The 17,102-nt window shown below is 66.9% G+C and carries 15 protein-coding genes and 2 riboswitches; of the genes, 1 reads left to right on the forward strand and 14 read right to left on the reverse strand.

From position 1 onward, the window contains the following. Nucleotides 1-154 precede the first annotated feature (154 nt). From glyA to ACZYZ5_RS06380, 5 genes are all read right to left on the reverse strand, one after another. Nucleotides 155-1,498, reverse strand: a complete 1,344-nt coding sequence (gene glyA / locus ACZYZ5_RS06360; protein WP_463900135.1) for a serine hydroxymethyltransferase — start codon at nt 1,496-1,498, stop codon at nt 155-157. After that, the gene (gcvH, locus tag ACZYZ5_RS06365; protein WP_463900138.1) at nt 1,495-1,890 is read right to left on the reverse strand and encodes a glycine cleavage system protein GcvH; all 396 of its coding nucleotides are present in this window, start codon (nt 1,888-1,890) and stop codon (nt 1,495-1,497) included. The genes glyA and gcvH overlap by 4 nt, the downstream gene beginning before the upstream one ends. Before the next feature lie 47 nt (nt 1,891-1,937). Further along, complete coding sequence (gene gcvT, locus ACZYZ5_RS06370) at nt 1,938-3,086, reverse strand: glycine cleavage system aminomethyltransferase GcvT (protein ID WP_463900140.1); 1,149 nt, start codon at nt 3,084-3,086, stop codon at nt 1,938-1,940. Between the two features lie 12 nt (nt 3,087-3,098). Then, nucleotides 3,099-5,999: an aminomethyl-transferring glycine dehydrogenase gene (gene gcvP, locus ACZYZ5_RS06375; RefSeq protein WP_463900142.1), complete on the reverse strand. Its 2,901-nt coding sequence runs from the start codon at nt 5,997-5,999 to the stop codon at nt 3,099-3,101. Nucleotides 6,000-6,038: 39 nt separating this feature from the next. Next, a riboswitch (glycine riboswitch) is annotated at nt 6,039-6,155 on the reverse strand. A 1-nt stretch (nt 6,156) separates the two neighbouring features. Continuing rightward, nucleotides 6,157-6,255, reverse strand: a riboswitch (glycine riboswitch). Nucleotides 6,256-6,538: 283 nt separating this feature from the next. Beyond that, nucleotides 6,539-7,078: a TetR/AcrR family transcriptional regulator gene (locus ACZYZ5_RS06380; RefSeq protein ID WP_463900143.1), complete on the reverse strand. Its 540-nt coding sequence runs from the start codon at nt 7,076-7,078 to the stop codon at nt 6,539-6,541. A gap of 217 nt (nt 7,079-7,295) precedes the next feature. Here ACZYZ5_RS06380 and ACZYZ5_RS06385 point away from each other — a divergent pair, with 217 nt between their 5' ends. Further along, on the forward strand, nt 7,296-8,825 hold the full coding sequence (locus ACZYZ5_RS06385; protein ID WP_463900200.1) for an MFS transporter: 1,530 nt from the start codon (nt 7,296-7,298) through the stop codon (nt 8,823-8,825). A gap of 105 nt (nt 8,826-8,930) precedes the next feature. Here ACZYZ5_RS06385 and ACZYZ5_RS06390 read toward each other — a convergent pair whose 3' ends face one another. The 9 genes from ACZYZ5_RS06390 to ACZYZ5_RS06430 all read right to left on the reverse strand — a co-directional run bounded on the left by ACZYZ5_RS06390 (nt 8,931) and on the right by ACZYZ5_RS06430 (nt 16,983). Next, nucleotides 8,931-9,410: a Dps family protein gene (locus ACZYZ5_RS06390; RefSeq protein WP_463900145.1), complete on the reverse strand. Its 480-nt coding sequence runs from the start codon at nt 9,408-9,410 to the stop codon at nt 8,931-8,933. A 180-nt stretch (nt 9,411-9,590) separates the two neighbouring features. Beyond that, the gene (locus ACZYZ5_RS06395) at nt 9,591-10,136 is read right to left on the reverse strand and encodes an AMIN-like domain-containing (lipo)protein (RefSeq protein WP_463900146.1); all 546 of its coding nucleotides are present in this window, start codon (nt 10,134-10,136) and stop codon (nt 9,591-9,593) included. 249 nt (nt 10,137-10,385) lie between these two features. After that, nucleotides 10,386-10,688, reverse strand: a complete 303-nt coding sequence (locus ACZYZ5_RS06400) for a DUF4193 domain-containing protein (RefSeq protein ID WP_463900148.1) — start codon at nt 10,686-10,688, stop codon at nt 10,386-10,388. A 208-nt stretch (nt 10,689-10,896) separates the two neighbouring features. Beyond that, on the reverse strand, nt 10,897-11,382 hold the full coding sequence (locus ACZYZ5_RS06405; protein WP_463900151.1) for a GyrI-like domain-containing protein: 486 nt from the start codon (nt 11,380-11,382) through the stop codon (nt 10,897-10,899). Nucleotides 11,383-11,507: 125 nt separating this feature from the next. Next, nucleotides 11,508-11,849 (reverse strand): hypothetical protein, encoded by a 342-nt coding sequence (locus ACZYZ5_RS06410; protein WP_463900153.1) that lies wholly within the window; start codon nt 11,847-11,849, stop codon nt 11,508-11,510. Nucleotides 11,850-12,003: 154 nt separating this feature from the next. After that, nucleotides 12,004-13,659 carry an ATP-binding cassette domain-containing protein gene (locus ACZYZ5_RS06415; protein ID WP_463900155.1) on the reverse strand — a complete coding sequence of 552 codons (1,656 nt, stop codon included), beginning with the start codon at nt 13,657-13,659 and terminating at the stop codon, nt 12,004-12,006. Nucleotides 13,660-13,670: 11 nt separating this feature from the next. Then, nucleotides 13,671-14,501 carry an ABC transporter permease gene (locus ACZYZ5_RS06420; protein WP_463900157.1) on the reverse strand — a complete coding sequence of 277 codons (831 nt, stop codon included), beginning with the start codon at nt 14,499-14,501 and terminating at the stop codon, nt 13,671-13,673. Further along, nucleotides 14,494-15,435 carry an ABC transporter permease gene (locus ACZYZ5_RS06425; RefSeq protein WP_463900158.1) on the reverse strand — a complete coding sequence of 314 codons (942 nt, stop codon included), beginning with the start codon at nt 15,433-15,435 and terminating at the stop codon, nt 14,494-14,496. Before ACZYZ5_RS06425 ends, ACZYZ5_RS06420 begins: the two co-directional genes overlap by 8 nt. 21 nt (nt 15,436-15,456) lie before the next feature. Continuing rightward, nucleotides 15,457-16,983, reverse strand: coding sequence for an ABC transporter substrate-binding protein (locus ACZYZ5_RS06430; RefSeq protein ID WP_463900201.1), 1,527 nt, complete (start codon nt 16,981-16,983; stop codon nt 15,457-15,459). Nucleotides 16,984-17,102 lie beyond the last annotated feature (119 nt).

A 17,102-nucleotide genomic window follows, 5' to 3' on the forward strand; every position in this document is an offset into this window, starting at 1 on the left:
CTCTAACTGTGGCCCGGCAGATAGTTCTGCCGGAAGGCGGTGCGGCCGCCGGGTGGCGGTGCGTTCCGCCGGATGCACGACGCCGGGCGGCAGCTCGTGGCGGCGGCCCGGCGTCGTGATCTGTGTACTGCTTCTACTACCTGTAATACGGCCCTTAGGCGAGGTTGGCAACCGAGGGGTAGAGCGGGTGGGCGGCGGCGAGGGCGTCCACCCGGGTGCGCAGGCCGGACAGGTCCGTGCCGGCGTCGGCGATCAGGGCCTCGGCGATGATGTCCGCGACTTCGGCGAACGCCGCCTCCCCGAACCCACGGGTGGCCAGCGCGGGAGTGCCGATCCGCAGCCCCGAGGTGACCATCGGCGGACGCGGATCGAACGGCACGGCGTTGCGGTTGACCGTGATGTCGATTTCCGCGAGGCGGTCCTCGGCTTCCTGCCCGTTGAGCTCGCACTCGCGCAGGTCCACCAGGACCAGGTGCACATCGGTGCCGCCGGAGATGACGTTGATGCCCTTGGCGGTGACATCCGGCTGGACCAGCCGTTCGGCGAGGATCCGGGCTCCGGCGAGGACACGCTCCTGGCGTTCCCTGAACTCGGGGGACGCGGCTATCTTGAACGCCACGGCCTTGCCCGCGATCACATGTTCCAGCGGGCCGCCCTGCTGGCCCGGGAACACTGCCGAGTTGATCTTCTTGGCAATGTCGGCGTCGTTGGACAGGATGATGCCGCCGCGCGGACCGGCGAGGGTCTTGTGCGTGGTGGAGGTGGTGACGTGGGCGTGCGGCACCGGGCTCGGGTGCAGCCCGGCCGCCACTAATCCGGCGAAGTGGGCCATGTCCACCATCAGGTAGGCGCCCACCGAGTCGGCGATCCGGCGGAACTCGGCGAAGTCCAGCTGCCGGGCGTACGCGGACCAGCCGGCAACGATCAGAGCCGGCTTGTGCTCCCGGGCCAGGGCCTCGACCTCGGCCATGTCGATCCGGTGGTCGTCCTCGCGGACCTGGTACGGGATCACATTGTAGAGCCGGCCGGAGAAGTTGATCTTCATGCCGTGGGTGAGGTGACCGCCGTGCGCCAGGTTCAGGCCCATGATGGTGTCGCCCGGGCGGATCAGGGCGTGCATCACCGAGGCGTTGGCCTGCGCGCCGGAGTGCGGCTGGACGTTGGCGTACTCCGCGCCGAACAGGGCCTTGACCCGGTCGATCGCGAGCTGCTCGACGACGTCAACATGCTCGCAGCCGCCGTAGTAGCGCTTGCCCGGGTAACCCTCGGCGTACTTGTTGGTCAGCACCGAGCCCTGCGCCTGCATGACGGCCTTGGCGGTGTGGTTCTCCGAGGCGATCATTTCCAGCCCGTCGCGCTGGCGGGTCAGCTCGGCATCGATCTTCGCGGCGATCTCCGGGTCCAGGGCGGACAGCTCGGCGTCAAGGCTCGGGGAAACGACCTGCGCAAACACCGTCCCGGCGCTGGCGGCTGTGGCTGTGCCTGCGGCCGGGCTCACAGCTCGCCGCCGTTCTTGGACGCGTACTCCTGGGCAGAGAGCAGCGGGCCCTCGGATTCGGCGGCAACCTTGAAGAGCCAGCCGGCACCGTAAGGGTCGCTGTTGATCAGCGCGGGGTCCTCGACGACGGCCGGGTTGGTTTCGGTGACCTCGCCGGTCACGGGGGCGTACAGGTCCGAGACGGACTTGGTGGACTCCACCTCGCCGCAGGTCTCCCCCGCGGTCACCGTGGCGCCGACCTCGGGCAGGTCCACGTAGACGATGTCGCCGAGGGCGTCCGTGGCGACCGCCGAGATGCCGATGGACACAATGTTGGATCCGGCGTTGCCGGAGTCACGTGCAACCCACTCGTGCTCGTCGGAGTACTGCAGTTCAGGGGCAACTCTTGCCATGTGTTTTTCCTAAGTCTTGTAGTGGTCGTTCGTGCTAAATCTGGGGACTACTTTTGGCGCTTGTAGAACGGCAGCGCGACCACTTCGAAGGGTTCGGCCTTGCCGCGGAGGTCGATGTCCAGGGCCGTGCCGGGTTCGGTGAATTCGACGTCGACGTACGCCATCGCAACCGGGTAGCCCAGGGTCGGGCTCGGCTGGCCGGAGGTGACTTCGCCGACGGTGTTGCCGTCCTTCAGGACCGGGTAGTGGCCGCGGCCGGCCCGGCGGCCGAGGCCCTTGAGTCCGACGAGCTTGCGGCCGGCGGTGGTGCCTGCACCGGCCTCCTTCTTGGCGGCGAGGGCAGCCTTGCCGACGAAGTCGCCTTCCTTGGAGAGCGCCACGACCGGACCCAGCCCGGCGGCGAAGGGGTCGCCGTCGAGGGAGAGCTCGTTGCCGTAGAGCGGCATCCCGGCCTCGAGCCGGAGCGAGTCGCGGGACGCGAGTCCGGCGGGGGTCAGTTCGCCGTCCTCGGCGATCGCTACGAGCGCCTGCCAAAGGGCGGCGGCATCGTCGTTCGCGACGAAGATCTCGAAGCCGTCCTCACCGGTGTAGCCGGTGCGGGCGAGCAGGAGCTCCTGGCTGGTGCCGCCGAACATAAAGGGGACATCAACGGCGGCGTAGTACTTCAGGCCGGTGACGAGTTCGTGCTGCGCGGCCGGAACGAGGCGCAACAGGATCTCCTGGGCTTTGGGGCCCTGCACGGCGATCAGCGAGGTCCCGGCGGAGGCGTCCTCGACGGTGACGTCGAAGCCCCCAGCTTTACCGGCACCGGCCCGCTCGGCCAGGGCCGCGGCGACGACCTTGGCGTTGCCCGCGTTGGGGACCACCAGGAATTTCTGGTCGCCGCGGCGGTAGGTGATGAGGTCGTCGATCATGCCGCCGTCCTCGTTGCAGATCAGCGAGTACTTGGCCTTGCCGACCGCCATCGCGGAGATCTTGCCGACCAGGGCGAAGTCCAGGAAGGCCGCGGCGTCGGGGCCGGTGACCCAGACTTCGCCCATATGGGAGAGGTCGTAGAGGCCCGCGGACTTGCGGACCGCGTGGTGCTCGGCCAGTTCGGAGCTGTACTTGAGCGGCATCTGCCAGCCGCCGAAGTCGGTGAAGGAGGCGCCGAGCTTCTTGTGCTCTTCGTAAAGTGCCGTGTAATTCTCAGTCATCGGTGGCTGTCCCTAGTTGTTAGAGGCGGAGTCGTCGAAGTGGACTGTTGTGTCTTCTTCGAAGGATTCGAGGGGAGGGCAGGAGCAGATCAGATTGCGGTCCCCGGCGGCGCCGTCGACCCGGCCGACCGGCGGGAAGTACTTGTCCTGTTTGAGCGTGTGCACCGGGAAAACTGCCTGCTCACGCGGGTACTCGCGGGCCCAGTCGCTGCTGATGACGGCGGCGGCGGTGTGCGGGGAGTTGCGCAGCGGGCTGTGCTCGACGGTGAAATCGCCGTGCGCCACCTGGTCGATTTCGGCGCGGATGGAGATCATGGCCGTGATGAAGCGGTCGATCTCGCCGATGTCCTCGGACTCGGTGGGCTCGACCATCAGGGTGCCGGCCACCGGGAACGCCAGCGTGGGGGCGTGGAAGCCGTAGTCGATCAGGCGCTTGGCGACGTCCTCGGCGGTCACGCCGGTCTTGGCCGTGAGTTCGCGCAGGTCCAGGATGCATTCGTGGGCCACGAGTCCGCCTTCGCCGGTGTAGAGCACCGGGAAGAAGTCGTTCAGGCGGGCCGCGATGTAGTTGGCGGCGAGCAGGGCCGACTTGGTGGCCTCGGTCAGGCCGTGGCCGCCCATGAGCTTCACGTAGGCCCAGGAGATCGGCAGCACGCCGGCGGAGCCGTAGCGCGACGCGGAGATCGGGGTCCCGCTTTCGCCGTTGGACGGATCGGCGGCGTTTCCCGGCATGAACGGCGCGAGGTGGGCCTTGGCCGCGACCGGGCCGACACCGGGGCCGCCGCCGCCGTGCGGGATGCAGAAGGTCTTGTGCAGGTTCAGGTGCGAGACGTCGCCGCCGAACAGGCCCGGCTGGGCCAACCCGACGAGGGCGTTGAGGTTGGCGCCGTCGATGTAGACCTGGCCGCCGGCGGCGTGGATGGCGTCGCAGACCTCGCGGACGTCGGCGTCGAACACCCCGTGGGTGGAGGGGTAGGTGATCATGATCGCGGACAGCGCGTCCTTGTGCAGCTCGATCTTGGCCCGCAGGTCGGCGTGGTCGATCGTGCCGTCGGTGGCGGTGGCCACGACAACAACCTTCATCCCGGCAAGCACCGCCGAGGCGGCGTTGGTGCCGTGCGCGGACGCCGGGATCAGGCAGACGGTGCGCTGGGCGTCGCCGCGGGAGAGGTGGTAGCCGCGGATGGCCAGCAGGCCCGCGAGCTCGCCCTGCGACCCCGCGTTGGGCTGGATGGAGACCTGGTCGTAGCCGGTGATCTCGGTCAGCTGGGCTTCGAGGTCCTCGATCAGTTCGCGCCAGCCGGCGGTCTGGGATTCCGGGGCGAAGGGGTGGATGGAGGCAAACTCGGGCCAGGAGATGGCTTCCATTTCGGCCGTGGCATTCAGCTTCATGGTGCACGAACCCAGCGGGATCATAGTGCGGTCCAGGGCCAGGTCGCGGTCCGAGAGGCGGCGGATGTAGCGCAGCAGCTGGGTCTCGGAGCGGTGCGTGTTGAACACCGGGTGCTGCAGGTAGTGCGAGGTGCGCTCGACGGCGGTATCGAGCGCGAAGGCATCCACTGAATCCACGACAGCGGCGCCGAACGCGGCGACGACGTCGGCGACGATGGCCGCCGTCGTGGCCTCATCGGCGGAGATGCCCACGGTGTCCGCGTCGATGCCGCGCAGGTTGACGCCCTTGGCCTCGGCGGCGGCGATGATCTGCGCTGCCTTGCCCGGCACCGAGACAGTGACGGTATCGAAGAAACTGGTGTGCAGCACGTCCAGGCCAGCGGCCTTAAGCGATGCGGCGATGGTCTTGGCGTGGCCGTGGGTGGTCTCGGCGATGGCCTTCAGCCCGTCCGGGCCGTGGTAAACGGCGTAGAAGGAGGACACGATCGCCAGCAGCGCTTGCGCGGTGCAGATGTTGGACGTGGCCTTCTCGCGGCGGATGTGCTGCTCGCGGGTCTGCAGGGCCAGGCGGTACGCCGGGACGCCGGCGTTGTCCTTGGAGACGCCGACCAGACGGCCGGGCATGGACCGTTCGAGGCCCTTCTGGACTGCCATGTAGGCGGCGTGCGGGCCGCCGAAGAACAGCGGGACGCCGAAACGCTGTGCGGAGCCGACGGCGATGTCGGCGCCCTGCTCGCCGGGAGGGGTGACGAGGGTCAGCGACAGCAGGTCCGCGGCGACGGTGACGAGGGCGCCGCGTTCCTTGGCGTCGGCGATCACGGCGGTGTGGTCAAACACGCGGCCGGAGGCACCGGGCTGCTGCAGGACCACGCCGTTGATGACACCCTCGGGCAGTCCCTTGGAGAGATCGGCGACCTCGACCTCGAAGCCCAGCGACTCGGCGCGGCCCTTGACGATCGCGATGGTCTGCGGCAGGCAGTCGGCGTCGAGGACGGTCTTGCCGTCGTGCGCCGTCTTGTTCTTGTTGGCCCGGCGCATCATGAGCACGGCCTCGGCGACCGCGGTGGCTTCGTCCAGCAGCGAGGCGTTGGCAATGGGCAGGCCAACGAGGTCCTGGACCATGGTCTGGAAGTTCAGCAGCGCCTCAAGCCGGCCCTGGGAGATTTCCGGCTGGTACGGGGTGTAGGCCGTGTACCAGGCCGGGGCTTCGAGGATGTTGCGGCGGATGACGGGCGGGGTGAGGGTGTCGTAGTAGCCCTGCCCGATCATCTGGACGGCTGTTTTGTTCTTCGCGGCGATCTTGCGCAGCTCGGCGAGGACCTCGACTTCGCTGAGCGCCTGGCCGAGGGCCAGCGCGGAGTCCTGCCGGATATCCTTCGGGACGGCCGTGTCTACGAGCGCATCGACGGTGTCGTAGCCGACAGCCTTCAGCATGGCGTCGACGTCGGCCTGGCGGCGGGCGCCGATGTGCCGGTCAACGAAGGACGTGGAGGCTGAGGTAACAGTCACAAGGAACTCCATAACTAAGGCGGCGCAGGGTACGCCACATTGATTCGGGTTCCTCCCCGCTCTGTATAGGACCTGAGAGTTTCCGCGCAGCCGTGCTCTCGCATGGCTCCGCTTGCACCGTCGGTGAGCACAGCATGTCAAAAGACAGCTTGCTACTTTCCAGAGTTGCCTTGCCGCGGCGGTACGTGGGCCTGAGAGATTCCTGGGGAGGGTTTGCTCCTACGGCGCCTGCTTGTACCTACTTGCAGAACTCTCCCGCCGCAGATCAAAGGCATATTAAATTTGCGTGACAACTGTCACAGCCCCTATTCTCCTATGCCCGGCCCGCGTCCGCAAACCAGTGGCGCGGCGGGACCGGGATTAAGCACAGGCCGCGCCCTGGGGCGCGAAGTCGCGGCCGGCGGCGGGGCGCTTGGGCTCGAGGTCGCCGGAAAGCTGCGGCCTAGCGCTGACCCTCCCACGAAATCGCCGGAATGCTGCGGCGTAGCCCGAACGAAACGGCGAATTCGCAGGCCTCCGGCGACTTCGGCGGGGCGGAGCCGGCTCTCCGGTCAGCCGCGGAGCCGCTCGAGGGCTGTAAGCAGGCTTTCGACGTCGGGGCCGACCTCCGGGAGCGGGCCGCCCGGGCCGCGCGCCAGCATGGCGTTGAAGTACAGCCCGTCCCCCATGTAGAGGACCGGCTTGGCCATGGCGGGGCCGACGTCGGCCGCCAGCAGTTCCAGCCAGCTCGCTTGGACAGCGGCTATCCGGCGCAGGGTTTCCTGGTGTGCCACTTCAGCCAGCCGGGTGGCGGCCACAAAGACTCGGTCCAGCGGCGTGTCCGCCCACACGGAGGACTTGATGAAGAACGCCGCTGCACCTTCCGGCGCGGCGGCCATGGCGGCCAGGTCCTCGGCGAGCAGCCGGTCGAGCCGTTCAAGCAGGACGGAAATCATCGCCTCCTTGTTGGGGAAGTGGTAGAGCAGCCCGCCCTTGGAGACTCCGGCCAGCCGGGCGACGGCATCCAGCGTCGCGGCACGTTCGCCCTCTGCGATCAACAGGGATTCGAAGGCATCAAGGACGGCTTCGCGGGCGACGGGTTTTCTGGCCATGGTTCCAATCATGCCCCGCGCCGGGGGCGTGTCTTAACGGTCGGCTTCTTAACTGTACCGTCTAGACGGTACAGTTATCTTCATGAGCAACACATCTTTCACCCGCAACAGCACCGGAACCCCCGGCAACCTCGCCGCCGGCAACACCGCCGCCGGAACGACGCAGTCCCCGGCGCCGCGCGCGCCGTGGCGCGACTGGCTGGCGCTGGCGCTGCTGATGTTTCCCGTGCTGCTCGTGGCCGTCGACAACACCGCCCTGACCTTCGCGCTGCCGGCCATCGCGCGCAGCCTCGATGCCTCCGGCGTGGAACTGCTCTGGATTGTCGATGCCTATCCCCTGGTCCTCGCCGGCCTCCTCGTGGCGATGGGAAGCCTCGGCGACAGGATCGGCCGCCGCCGGCTGCTCTTCATCGGCAGCACCGGCTTCGCTGCCGTCTCGGCGGTCACAGCCTTTGCCCCCAGCGCCGAGTGGCTGATCGCCGGGCGTGCGGGGCTGGGGTTCTTCGGCGCCATGCTGATGCCCTCCACCCTGTCCCTGATCCGCAACATCTTCCCCGAGCCCAACCGGCGCCGGCTGGCCGTGGCCATCTGGGCTGCCGGCTTCTCGGGCGGTGCCGCGCTGGGCCCGATCTTCGGCGGCTGGCTGGTGGAGCACTTCTGGTGGGGCGCGGTGCTGCTGGTGGCCGTGCCGATCATCCTGCCGCTGCTGGTCCTGGGCCCGGCCCTGATCCCGGAATCCCGGGACCCGGACCCGGGCCGCGTGGACGTTCCCAGCATCGTTCTGTCCCTGCTGGTCATGGTGCCGGTGGTCTACGGCATCAAAATCCTGGCCACACACGGCCTGGCGCTGGAACCGCTGGCCGCCATCGGCTTTGGCCTGCTGATGGGGTACGTCTTCATCCGGCGGCAGCGGCAGCTCCTGGCGGCTGGCCTGCCGCTGGACGCCGCGGCGCCGGCAAGCCTGCAGCAGGCCGGAAACCGGACCGCTCCCCTGCTGGATCTCAGCCTCTTCGGCAACCGGGTCTTCAGCACCGCCATCATCGCCAACGTGCTGGCGCTGTTCTCGTTCAACGGCTTCATCCTGTTCCTGGCCCAGCACCTCCAGTTGATCGAGGGGCAGTCCCCCTCAGAATCCGGCGTCGCCATGGTCCCCGCGCTTATCGCGACCGTCATGGCCGGCCTGCTGGTGGTGCCGCTGGTGAAGAAGGTCCGCCCTGGTTTTGTGGTCGCAGGCGGGCTGCTCCTGAGCGCCGTCGGCTACTTCCTGGTGGCCTTCGGCGATCACGGCAACGGCCCGGCGGTGCTGCTGGCGGCCCTGCTGGTGCTGTGCCTTGGCGTCGGCGCCGCGGAGACCATCTCCAACGACCTGATCCTCGCTGCCGCCCCGGCGGAGAAGTCAGGGGCGGCGGCCGCGATTTCCGAGACCGGCTACGAAATCGGCTCCCTGCTGGGCACCGCCATCCTCGGCTCTATCCTGACGGCTTCCTATCAGGGCAATCTGCGGCTTCCCGTCGGCGTCGCGGACGCGGCGCCAGCTGAGGCGTCGGCCCAGGCGGGCGAGACGCTCGCCGGGGCCGTTGAACTGGCGCAGGCCCTCCCGGGACCGCTGGCGGAGGCCGTGATGACCGCCGCCCGGGCCGCATTCGATTCAGGCGTCCACATCACGGCTACCATTGCCCTCGTGCTCATGGCCGGGGCGTCGGTGCTCGCCGCCGTCGTGCTCCGGAAGGTGCCGACCGCCAAATAGCCAGGGAACCGGGACGCTCCCGGGCCGGCAGGCGGCGCTGCTTAAACGCCAAGCGCCCGGCGCCGGTGGGAACCGGGGCCGGGCGCTTGGATCTGCCGGGGAGCGCTACTTGCTGTCCGCCGTGGTGACGCTGGTGTTGGCCCGCATGGTCTCAGCGTTGACCAGCCAGGCGTACTGCTCGAACTTGGCGATGAACCCGTGCAGCAGGTCTGCCGTGGTGGGGTCCTCTTCGTCGACTTCATCGTGGACTTTACGCATGGTGCCGACGGCGGCCTCAAGGGCCGCGACGATCCGCTCAATGGCGTCCTTGGTGTTGATCAGTCCGTTGGGGAACTCGGCGAGCGCGGTGGACTTGGACACCGTGGAGCTGCGGCCGTCCGGAAGGGCGTGGAGGGCGCGCATGCGCTCGGCCAGGTCGTCCGCGAACTCACGGGCAGAGTCGATAATCTCGTCCAGCTGCAGGTGGAGGTCCCGGAAGTTCGTTCCGACGATGTTCCAGTGCGCCTGTTTGCCCTGAACGTGAAGTTCGATCAGGTCAACAAGCACGGCCTGCAGGTTCGTCGTGAGGGTCGGTGAAGCTTTCATGCGTCCTCCTGAGTAGGCGCGATACCGTTGCGTCCGGTATCGCTAGGTCCGATATCTTCGACGCTACCGCAGGGCGCAACAGGACCGCGACGGTCCCGGAGGAATTTCTCGGTCAGCTTACTAAGTTGGCTTACTAACCACGGCTGGCACTCCCTGGCGACGTTGCCGGCCGGCCGGGTCTCACCAGTAATGAGCGACGTCGATCACGAGTCGTGAGCCCGCGTCCGGTCCGCCCAGGGTAAACACGCGGAACGGCAGCCGGGCCCGGACTCCGAGGCCGAGGCTTGAATAGCCTTCGAAGCTGCCGGCCCATGCCACCTGCCGGAAGGTCTGGTAACCGCTGACGTTGCTCAGTTCGTTCGGGTCGGCCGGATTGTAGGTGGCGTTACCGTTATCGTCATAGGCCGGGGCGTTGACCGTGACCTGGAGGAACGCCTGGCCGCGCAGCGGGACGGGGAGTCCCGAACCGTCCTGCGTCACCTGCGGAACGTAGCGGACGGTGTAGCCGGCAACGGGCCCGTTGAGGTCGATGACCAGCCGGTCGAAACAGTAGTGCTGCCCCGTGCGGACATTAGTCACCTGGGCCTGGCTCATCGCCGGATCCGCCTTTGTCAGCGACCCCCACACCAGTCCGCAGTAGGGAGCCGCCGTCGCGGGGCCGGGCGCCACGAGCCCCGATCCAACGGCCAGCAGGATCGCAACCAGCCACACCCGGAACTTCTTCATTTGGGCCGCCCCCTCGAAATGATGAGATAGCAACAGGATAGGAGCGTTTTCGGGCCGAATCGAGAGGTCGGCCGGATCTTGCGTCGAAACGTTAGGCTGCGCCGCGCCGGGTCACGGGACGGTTGCGCCGCCGTCGTCCTTCGGCCGGGAAACTCCTGGCATCGGCGAAGCGCCGGTCCCTTGCGGAATCCGGCGCTTCGCGGTGAATTGCGTGAAGTTGTGAAGTGGTGGTGCGCGGCGGGAAGTCCCCTAGCCTTCGCAGTCGCGGCAGTACTTCAGGCCGTTTTTTTCCTTGGCCACCTGGGACCGGTGACGGACCAGGAAGCAGGAGGAGCAGGTGAATTCATCGGTCTGCTCGGGAACAACAACGACGGTCAGTTCTTCGCCGGAAAGATCAGCGCCGGGAAGGTCGATGCCTTCAGCCGTGTCGTTCTCGTCGACGTCGATGACGGCAGTCTGGGCGCCCCCACTGCGGGACGCCTGAAGTGCCTCCAGCGACTCGGAGGGAGTCTCTTCTTCTGTCTTGCGTGGTGCGTCGTAATCGGTAGCCATTTGCGGGTTCACTTTCGTTGCTGCGCAGCGCCATTTCAGGCACTTCAGTGAAGCAGTTTAGGACATTATGCACGCAGTTGAAGAATGGTGTGGCGAATCAGACACTTTGCGTCGCCCGCCCTCCGCTTGGGACGGGACGGGCACAACCGACGGGCGACGCGGCTCCCCAACGAGTCGCCGCCGGCAGCCTGCACGACGGGGTGTGCGCTCAGGCGACGGGCCAGATGATGAGCGTCTTCCAGGTTGCCGGGTCCGCCTCCGCCGCCGGGTCGCTGAGGTAGTACTCCCACATCGCGGTGCCCGGCGTCAGGCCTTCGGCCTGCATCTTCTCCATGATCGCCCCGTACGTTTCGGGGAGGGTCTCGTATGGGCCCACGTGCATCGCTTCGAACGCCCGGCCGGCGGGCAGGGATCCAGCGGTCACACCGCCGTCGCCGCCGGGAAACGGCGCCGCTACCGGAAACCCGGCCTCGACGTCGACGACGTCGGTCGGCATCCCGTGATACATCGCGAACGGCGGTCCGGCCAGCTGGACGTGCTGTTGTTCCGCCGCACTCATCACCAAGCCGTAGGCGCGGCCGAAGAACTCGCGCAGCCCCTTCATGGGAACGGTTTCGCGCAGCACCGCCGTCGGCTGTTCCTGAAGCTGGGTGGACTTGATGTCCGGGGTCTTGTCCGGGTTGGATTCAGTCATAGGCCCAGACTCCGCCGTGCGCTTTCCGTGGTCTAGGGCCTAACGTCCCCCGGGCGCGTCATCGGGATTCACGGCCGTGGACCCCACGACGACGGCGTGGGCAGTCCCTGACGGGCGGAAGCTGATCAGCCTTCTGCGGTCACCGGTTCCCGGGCTTGGACGTAGCCGGTCACGTCCAACGCTTCGTCTCCCGTCGCCTCCATGATCTTTTCAGCCGGCACGCCGGCGGCCAGGGCGGCAGCAATTTGCACGTCGCACGCGGCTTTTGCCTGGTCAAGGGCCCATTCAGCGGCCTCGACTTCGCCCACGCGGGTGATCAGCGCCGCCAGCAGCGTCTCTTGCAGGGCCAACAGGTCAGCCGCCGCCTTCTTGGAGCCGGGCGACGCACGCTCGTGTTCTCCATAAAGGGTCCAATCGACCTGGGCGATAGACAGAGGGGGAGTATTTGAATTGGTAAACGGTTCCACGGGGCGGCCTTCTACGACTGTCGAAGCAATGCTCCGGTCGCTGAGCGGAATAAGGTCTCAAAGGACCACCAGACTGGATCAGTCTGTCTACTAAATCCGACAATACACAGCAACCTCCGGAATATGAAGTGTCGCCGGCATCACGCGTGGAGGATCAGTTTCGTGGCATCGGCGCTGGAGGCCTGCCGGCCGCGGGTCTAGGAAGGTTCGCTACGTCCGGCACAGTCCACAGGCCTTCTGCGCGGCAGGGGATGGAGGCTGATACAAGCGCCTTGCTGTGCTGGTGCTGGGGTTCAGCGAAGAAGTCTCTGGTCTCCGCCACCTCGACTACACGCCCTTCTAGCAGGACCGCCACCCGGTCGCACATGTACCGCACCACATTCATGTCGTGCGAGATGACAATCAGGGACAGGTTGCGTTCCCGCTGCAGCCTGAGCAGCAGGTTCAGGACGGTGCGTTGGGTTAGGGCGTCCAGTGCTGAGGTGGCCTCATCGCAGATCAGGACCTGGGGTTCGAGCAGCAGGGCGCGGGCGATGGTGGCGCGCTGGAGTTGGCCGCCGGAGCATTCGCTCGGGCGTTTATCCAGCAGCGCTGTATCCAGCTCCACCTCGTCCATCACGGCAGCTATCCAGCCGTCGCGCTGTTCCGGGGGCAGGGAATGGTGCGCGCGCAGCGGGGCCTGCAGGCTGGTGCGCAGCGTCATGCGCGGGTCAAAGGCGCCGTGCGGTTCCTGGAACACCAACTGGACGGCGGTGTCCTCGCCTGGACCCGCTGGGTCCAGCTGCCGGGTAATGGATCCTGTGCCGGCCGTTTCCAAGCCGACAATGGCTTTGGCCAGGGTGCTCTTGCCGGAACCGGATTGGCCCAGTACACCCAGGATTTCCCCGCGCTTGAGGGTCAGTGAGACGTCGCGCAGCGCGGCATGGCCCAGTTTCCGCCTCGGACCGAAGTGCTTGCCCACGCCGTCCAGCACCAGGATGTCGCGGTCTGTGGAGGGCGGACGACGGCGGGATTCCGGCGCCAGACGCGCGGCGGACAGGAGCTCCTGGGCGTATGCCGTTCTGGGCCGGGTCAGGAGCCCGGCGGCCGGACCCCCCTCCACTATGCTGCCGGAGTTCATCACAAGGACCCGGTCCGCGTAGGCGGCCACGGAGGCGACGTTGTGGGTGATGTAGAGAATGCCGAGGCCACGTTCCCGTCGTTCCCTGTCCAGCAGCTGCAGGATCTGGCGTTCCAGCACTTTGTCCAGCGCCGACGTCGGCTCATCCGCCAGCAGCATCTGAGGCTGCCCGGCCAGGGCCAGGGCCGTCATGGCCCGCTGCGCCATGCCCCCGGAGAGCTGGTGCGGATAGGCCTGTACCCCCCGGGCGGGATCCGCAAAGCCCACCTCTTCGAGCAGCTCCAGGGCCTTGCTGCGCGCTTTACTCCCCCGAAGTCCGGCGTGGAGCCGCAGCGGCTCCTTGAGGTGCTGCCCAATCGTGCGGTTCGGGTTGAACATGCGCTTGGGCTGCTGGAACAACATCCCCAGCCGGCCGCCCCGCACGGAGTTGAGCTCGTCTTCGGAAGCCCGGGTCAAGTCAAGGTCCCCGAGCCGAATGGAACCACCGGTGATATTCAGGCCGGGCGGCAGGAGCTGCAGGCAGGACATCGCGGTCAGGGTTTTGCCGGAGCCGGAACCACCCACCAGGGCCACGAATTCGCCGGGATCCACGGACAGGGAGACGCCGGAGAGCAGAGATTTGGTGTGACCCCCACCGGATGGGGCTCTAGTGGTCACCTCCAGGCCGTCCAGGATCAAACCCGTATTCATCAATCCACGCCTCATTTTTCTGCCGTTCGGGGCATGAGCAGCGGCGCGGCGGCCATTTGGGCGGCCCGCTGGCCAATAACGGTCACGCAGAGGGCCACGGTGAAGATGACCAGGCCGGGGGCGATGATTCCCAGCGGAGCACGGCCCGCGAAGGGTTGAGCGGCTGCCAGCATGGACCCCCAGTCCGACTGCGGCGGCTGGACGCCCAAGCCCAGGTAGGAGAGGGCTCCCACGCTGATGAGCAGATGCCCGAACCGTAACGTGGCTTGCCCCAGTATGGGAGCGGCGAGGTGGGGCAGGACATGCCGGAAGACAATGAAGGCCGGCGGGCAGCCCACCACACGGGCGGCGTCCACAAAGCCCCGGGCCGAGATGTCGTACGCCAGGGTTCGGGCCAGCCTGGCAAAGGGCGTCCACCCCGTAACAGTCAGCGCGAGCAGCAGCGGCCCGAAGCCCGTGCCCAGCGCAGCGACGATGAAAAGGGCAACCACCATTTCCGGCAGCGCGAGCAGGACGTCATTGGTGCGAGTCAAGAATTCATCCACCCAGCCCCGCCGCCTTGCACTGATAATGCCGATAGTCACGCCCAGAAGGCAGGTCAGCAGCGTGGCCAGCGCGGCCACGGACATGGAGAACTGGCCGCCTTCAAGGATCCGGCTGAGGGTGTCCCGGCCCAAGTTGTCGGTGCCCAGCCAGTGTTCTGGCGAGGGCGGTGCCAGTCGTTCCGCCAGGTTCTGCTCCGCGGGCGGGTACGGAGAGATCCACGGGGCCAGCAGCACTGCCAGCACAATGAGGGCAAGCCCGGCCGCGGCCAGCGTGGTAACGGTGGACCGGCTACGCAAGGGATTCTCCCACCGTGCGGCTGAGGAAACGGTGGACGAAGTCTGCCAGGGTAGTCGTGCCGACGGCGAATGCCACCACGACGACCACCCCGCCCTGCGCGAGCGGGATGTCGCTGTTTACGACGGCGTCGAAGAGCAGCCTTCCCATGCCGGGCACGGCGAAAATGACCTCCACAATGACCGAGCCGCCAAGCAGTCCAGCGAACCACACGGCGAACAGGGTCGACAACGGCACCAACCCGTTCGGCACTACGTGGCGGAGTACGGCCTGGCCGTGGCTCAGTCCCCTGGCGCGGGCGGCCGGCACATGCTCCGCGGCGGCGGCGTCAATGATACCGGCCCGTACGGCCGAGGTGAAGAAGCTGATGGGCCGCAGTGCCAGGGTCAGGGCAGGCAGGACGGCGGACGAGAGATCGTTCCAGCCTGCAGTGGGCAGCACGGACAGCTTCAGGGCGAAGACCAGAACCAGTACAGGAGCCACCCAGTATTCCGGCATGGCAATCAGGGCCTGGGTGACAGCGGTGATGGCCTTGTCCGCGGCGCTTCCGGGCCGTAGTCCGGCAATGATTCCCAGGGGAAGCGACACCGCCACGGCCAGGACCAGCGTCATGGTGACCAGGCTGAGCGTGACGGCAAGCGCCGGGAGCACCTGATCCGCCACGGGCGTACGGCTGACGAAGGACAATCCCATGTCGCCGCTGAAAAAGTCCGCCAGCCAACGTAAGTACCGGACCGCCAAGGGCTCGTTCAGGCCGAGGCTGTCGCTGAGGCCCTGCACTGAGGCGTTATCCACGGCGTCCCCTGCCACCCGCGACCGGATAATCTTCCGTACCGGATCCCCCGGCGTGAAGTACGGGATCAGGAAGACAGCAAAGGAGGACACCACAACGGCGGCCACCAGAGTGGCCATCCGTTTGGTGATGAACTGCAGCATTCGCGGCGGGTTTCAGCTGGACTAGGAGCCGGACTTGGCCGTCTCCGCCGTCAGGACGTAGCGGGACAGCGGGTCCTGAACGTACGAGAGGACGTTTGTGCGGATGGCGTCGGTCGCCTGTTCGTTGACCAGCCAGGCGTTAACCGCCTGGTCTTTGAGGATTTGACCTGCCTCTGCGTACAGCCTGTAGCGCTCGTTCGTGTCGACGGTTGTGGCGGCTTCGGCGATGATCCGGTCATACTCCGGGTCGCAGAAGTGGCTCAGGTTGTAGGTGCCTTTGCAGGTGTAATCGGCGGTGAGGAACCCGATGGGGTCAGCGATGTCGATCAGCCGGTTCCGCTGGCTGAGCAGCATGTCGTAATTCCCGCTCAGGACGTCGGGCTCCGCTGAGGCATATTCCTTCGACTGGATCGTGACGGGCATACCGATGTTCTTGAGGTTTTCCTGAATGACGGCCGCAACGTCGGCGAATTCGGCGCGCTCCACTATGGCAATGATTTCCAGGGGCCGCTCGGCAGTGTAACCGGCATTGGCTAGCAGTTTCCGGGCTTCCTCAAGGTTTTGCTGCTGTTTCTCTTGCTTTTCGCCTGCCCAGGGTTCGGAAGGCGCGAACGGTCCGGTGGCCGGCAGGGCGGCACCTTCGTAGACGCTGGCGGCCAGGGCCTCGAGGTCCAATGCGTCGCGGATCGCCTTGCGGACGTCCACGTTGTCCAGTGGCGCGCGGCCGTTATTCATGTACAGCGTCGCAGTCCGGGGGGAATCGGCACCCAGTACGGTGACGCCGCCGTCCGCTTTCAGCGCTGCGAGGCTGGCGACCGGGATGGACAGCGAGATATCGGCTTCGCCGGTCTGCACCTGGGCTGCGCGGGTGGCGCCGTTGGTGATGAAACGGATCTCTGCGCCCGCCAGCTGCACGTCCCCGCCCCAGTAGTGCTCGTTGCGGTCCAAGGTCAGGGACTGCTTTGCCTTTTGTGAGACGGGCGTGAAGGGCCCGGTGCAGTGACCCAACGGGTCCACGCCTTCATCCTTGTACGCAGCCGGCGCCAGGATGCCGGTGTTGACGCTGGCCAGCCGGTACGGCACCAGCGGGTTTTCGGCAGGCGTGCTGACCCGGACGGTTTGCGCGTCCACTGTTGTGACGCTGGTGATCATGGTGCGGTTAAATGCGCGCGCCGGAACCTTGGCGTCCAGGACGTGGTTGAGGGCCGCCACCACGGAATCGGCCGTGAAATCGCTCCCGTCCTGGAACTTGACGCCCTGCCGGATGCTGAAGTCCCAGTCCAAGGGGGAGGTCTGCTCCCACTCGGTGGCAAGTGAGGGCAGGACCGCACCCTCGGCCTGGTTATAGGTGGTCAGGGTCTCCAAGCAACCGGACAGGGAGAGGATGTAAGCGGCATCTGACTCGAGGGCCCAGTTGGCCACAGGTGCCCGGAAGTTGTCCACCACGATCCGCTGACTGGTGTCGGCCGCAGCCGTGGGCTGGGAGATCTGGGTCTCGGTGCCGCTGAAACCGCAGCTGGTAACGGCCAGGACAGCCGCCGCAGCCATCAGGACGCGGGGACGGAGGAACAAACGCACAGAAAACCGCCTTGCAGGGCTGCCTTGGGAAAGGCGGGAACACGAAAAGGGAACAGCTTAGGGTAGCCTGCCCTTTCTCTAACTGAGAA

Source organism: Pseudarthrobacter ribosi (assembly GCF_055412865.1).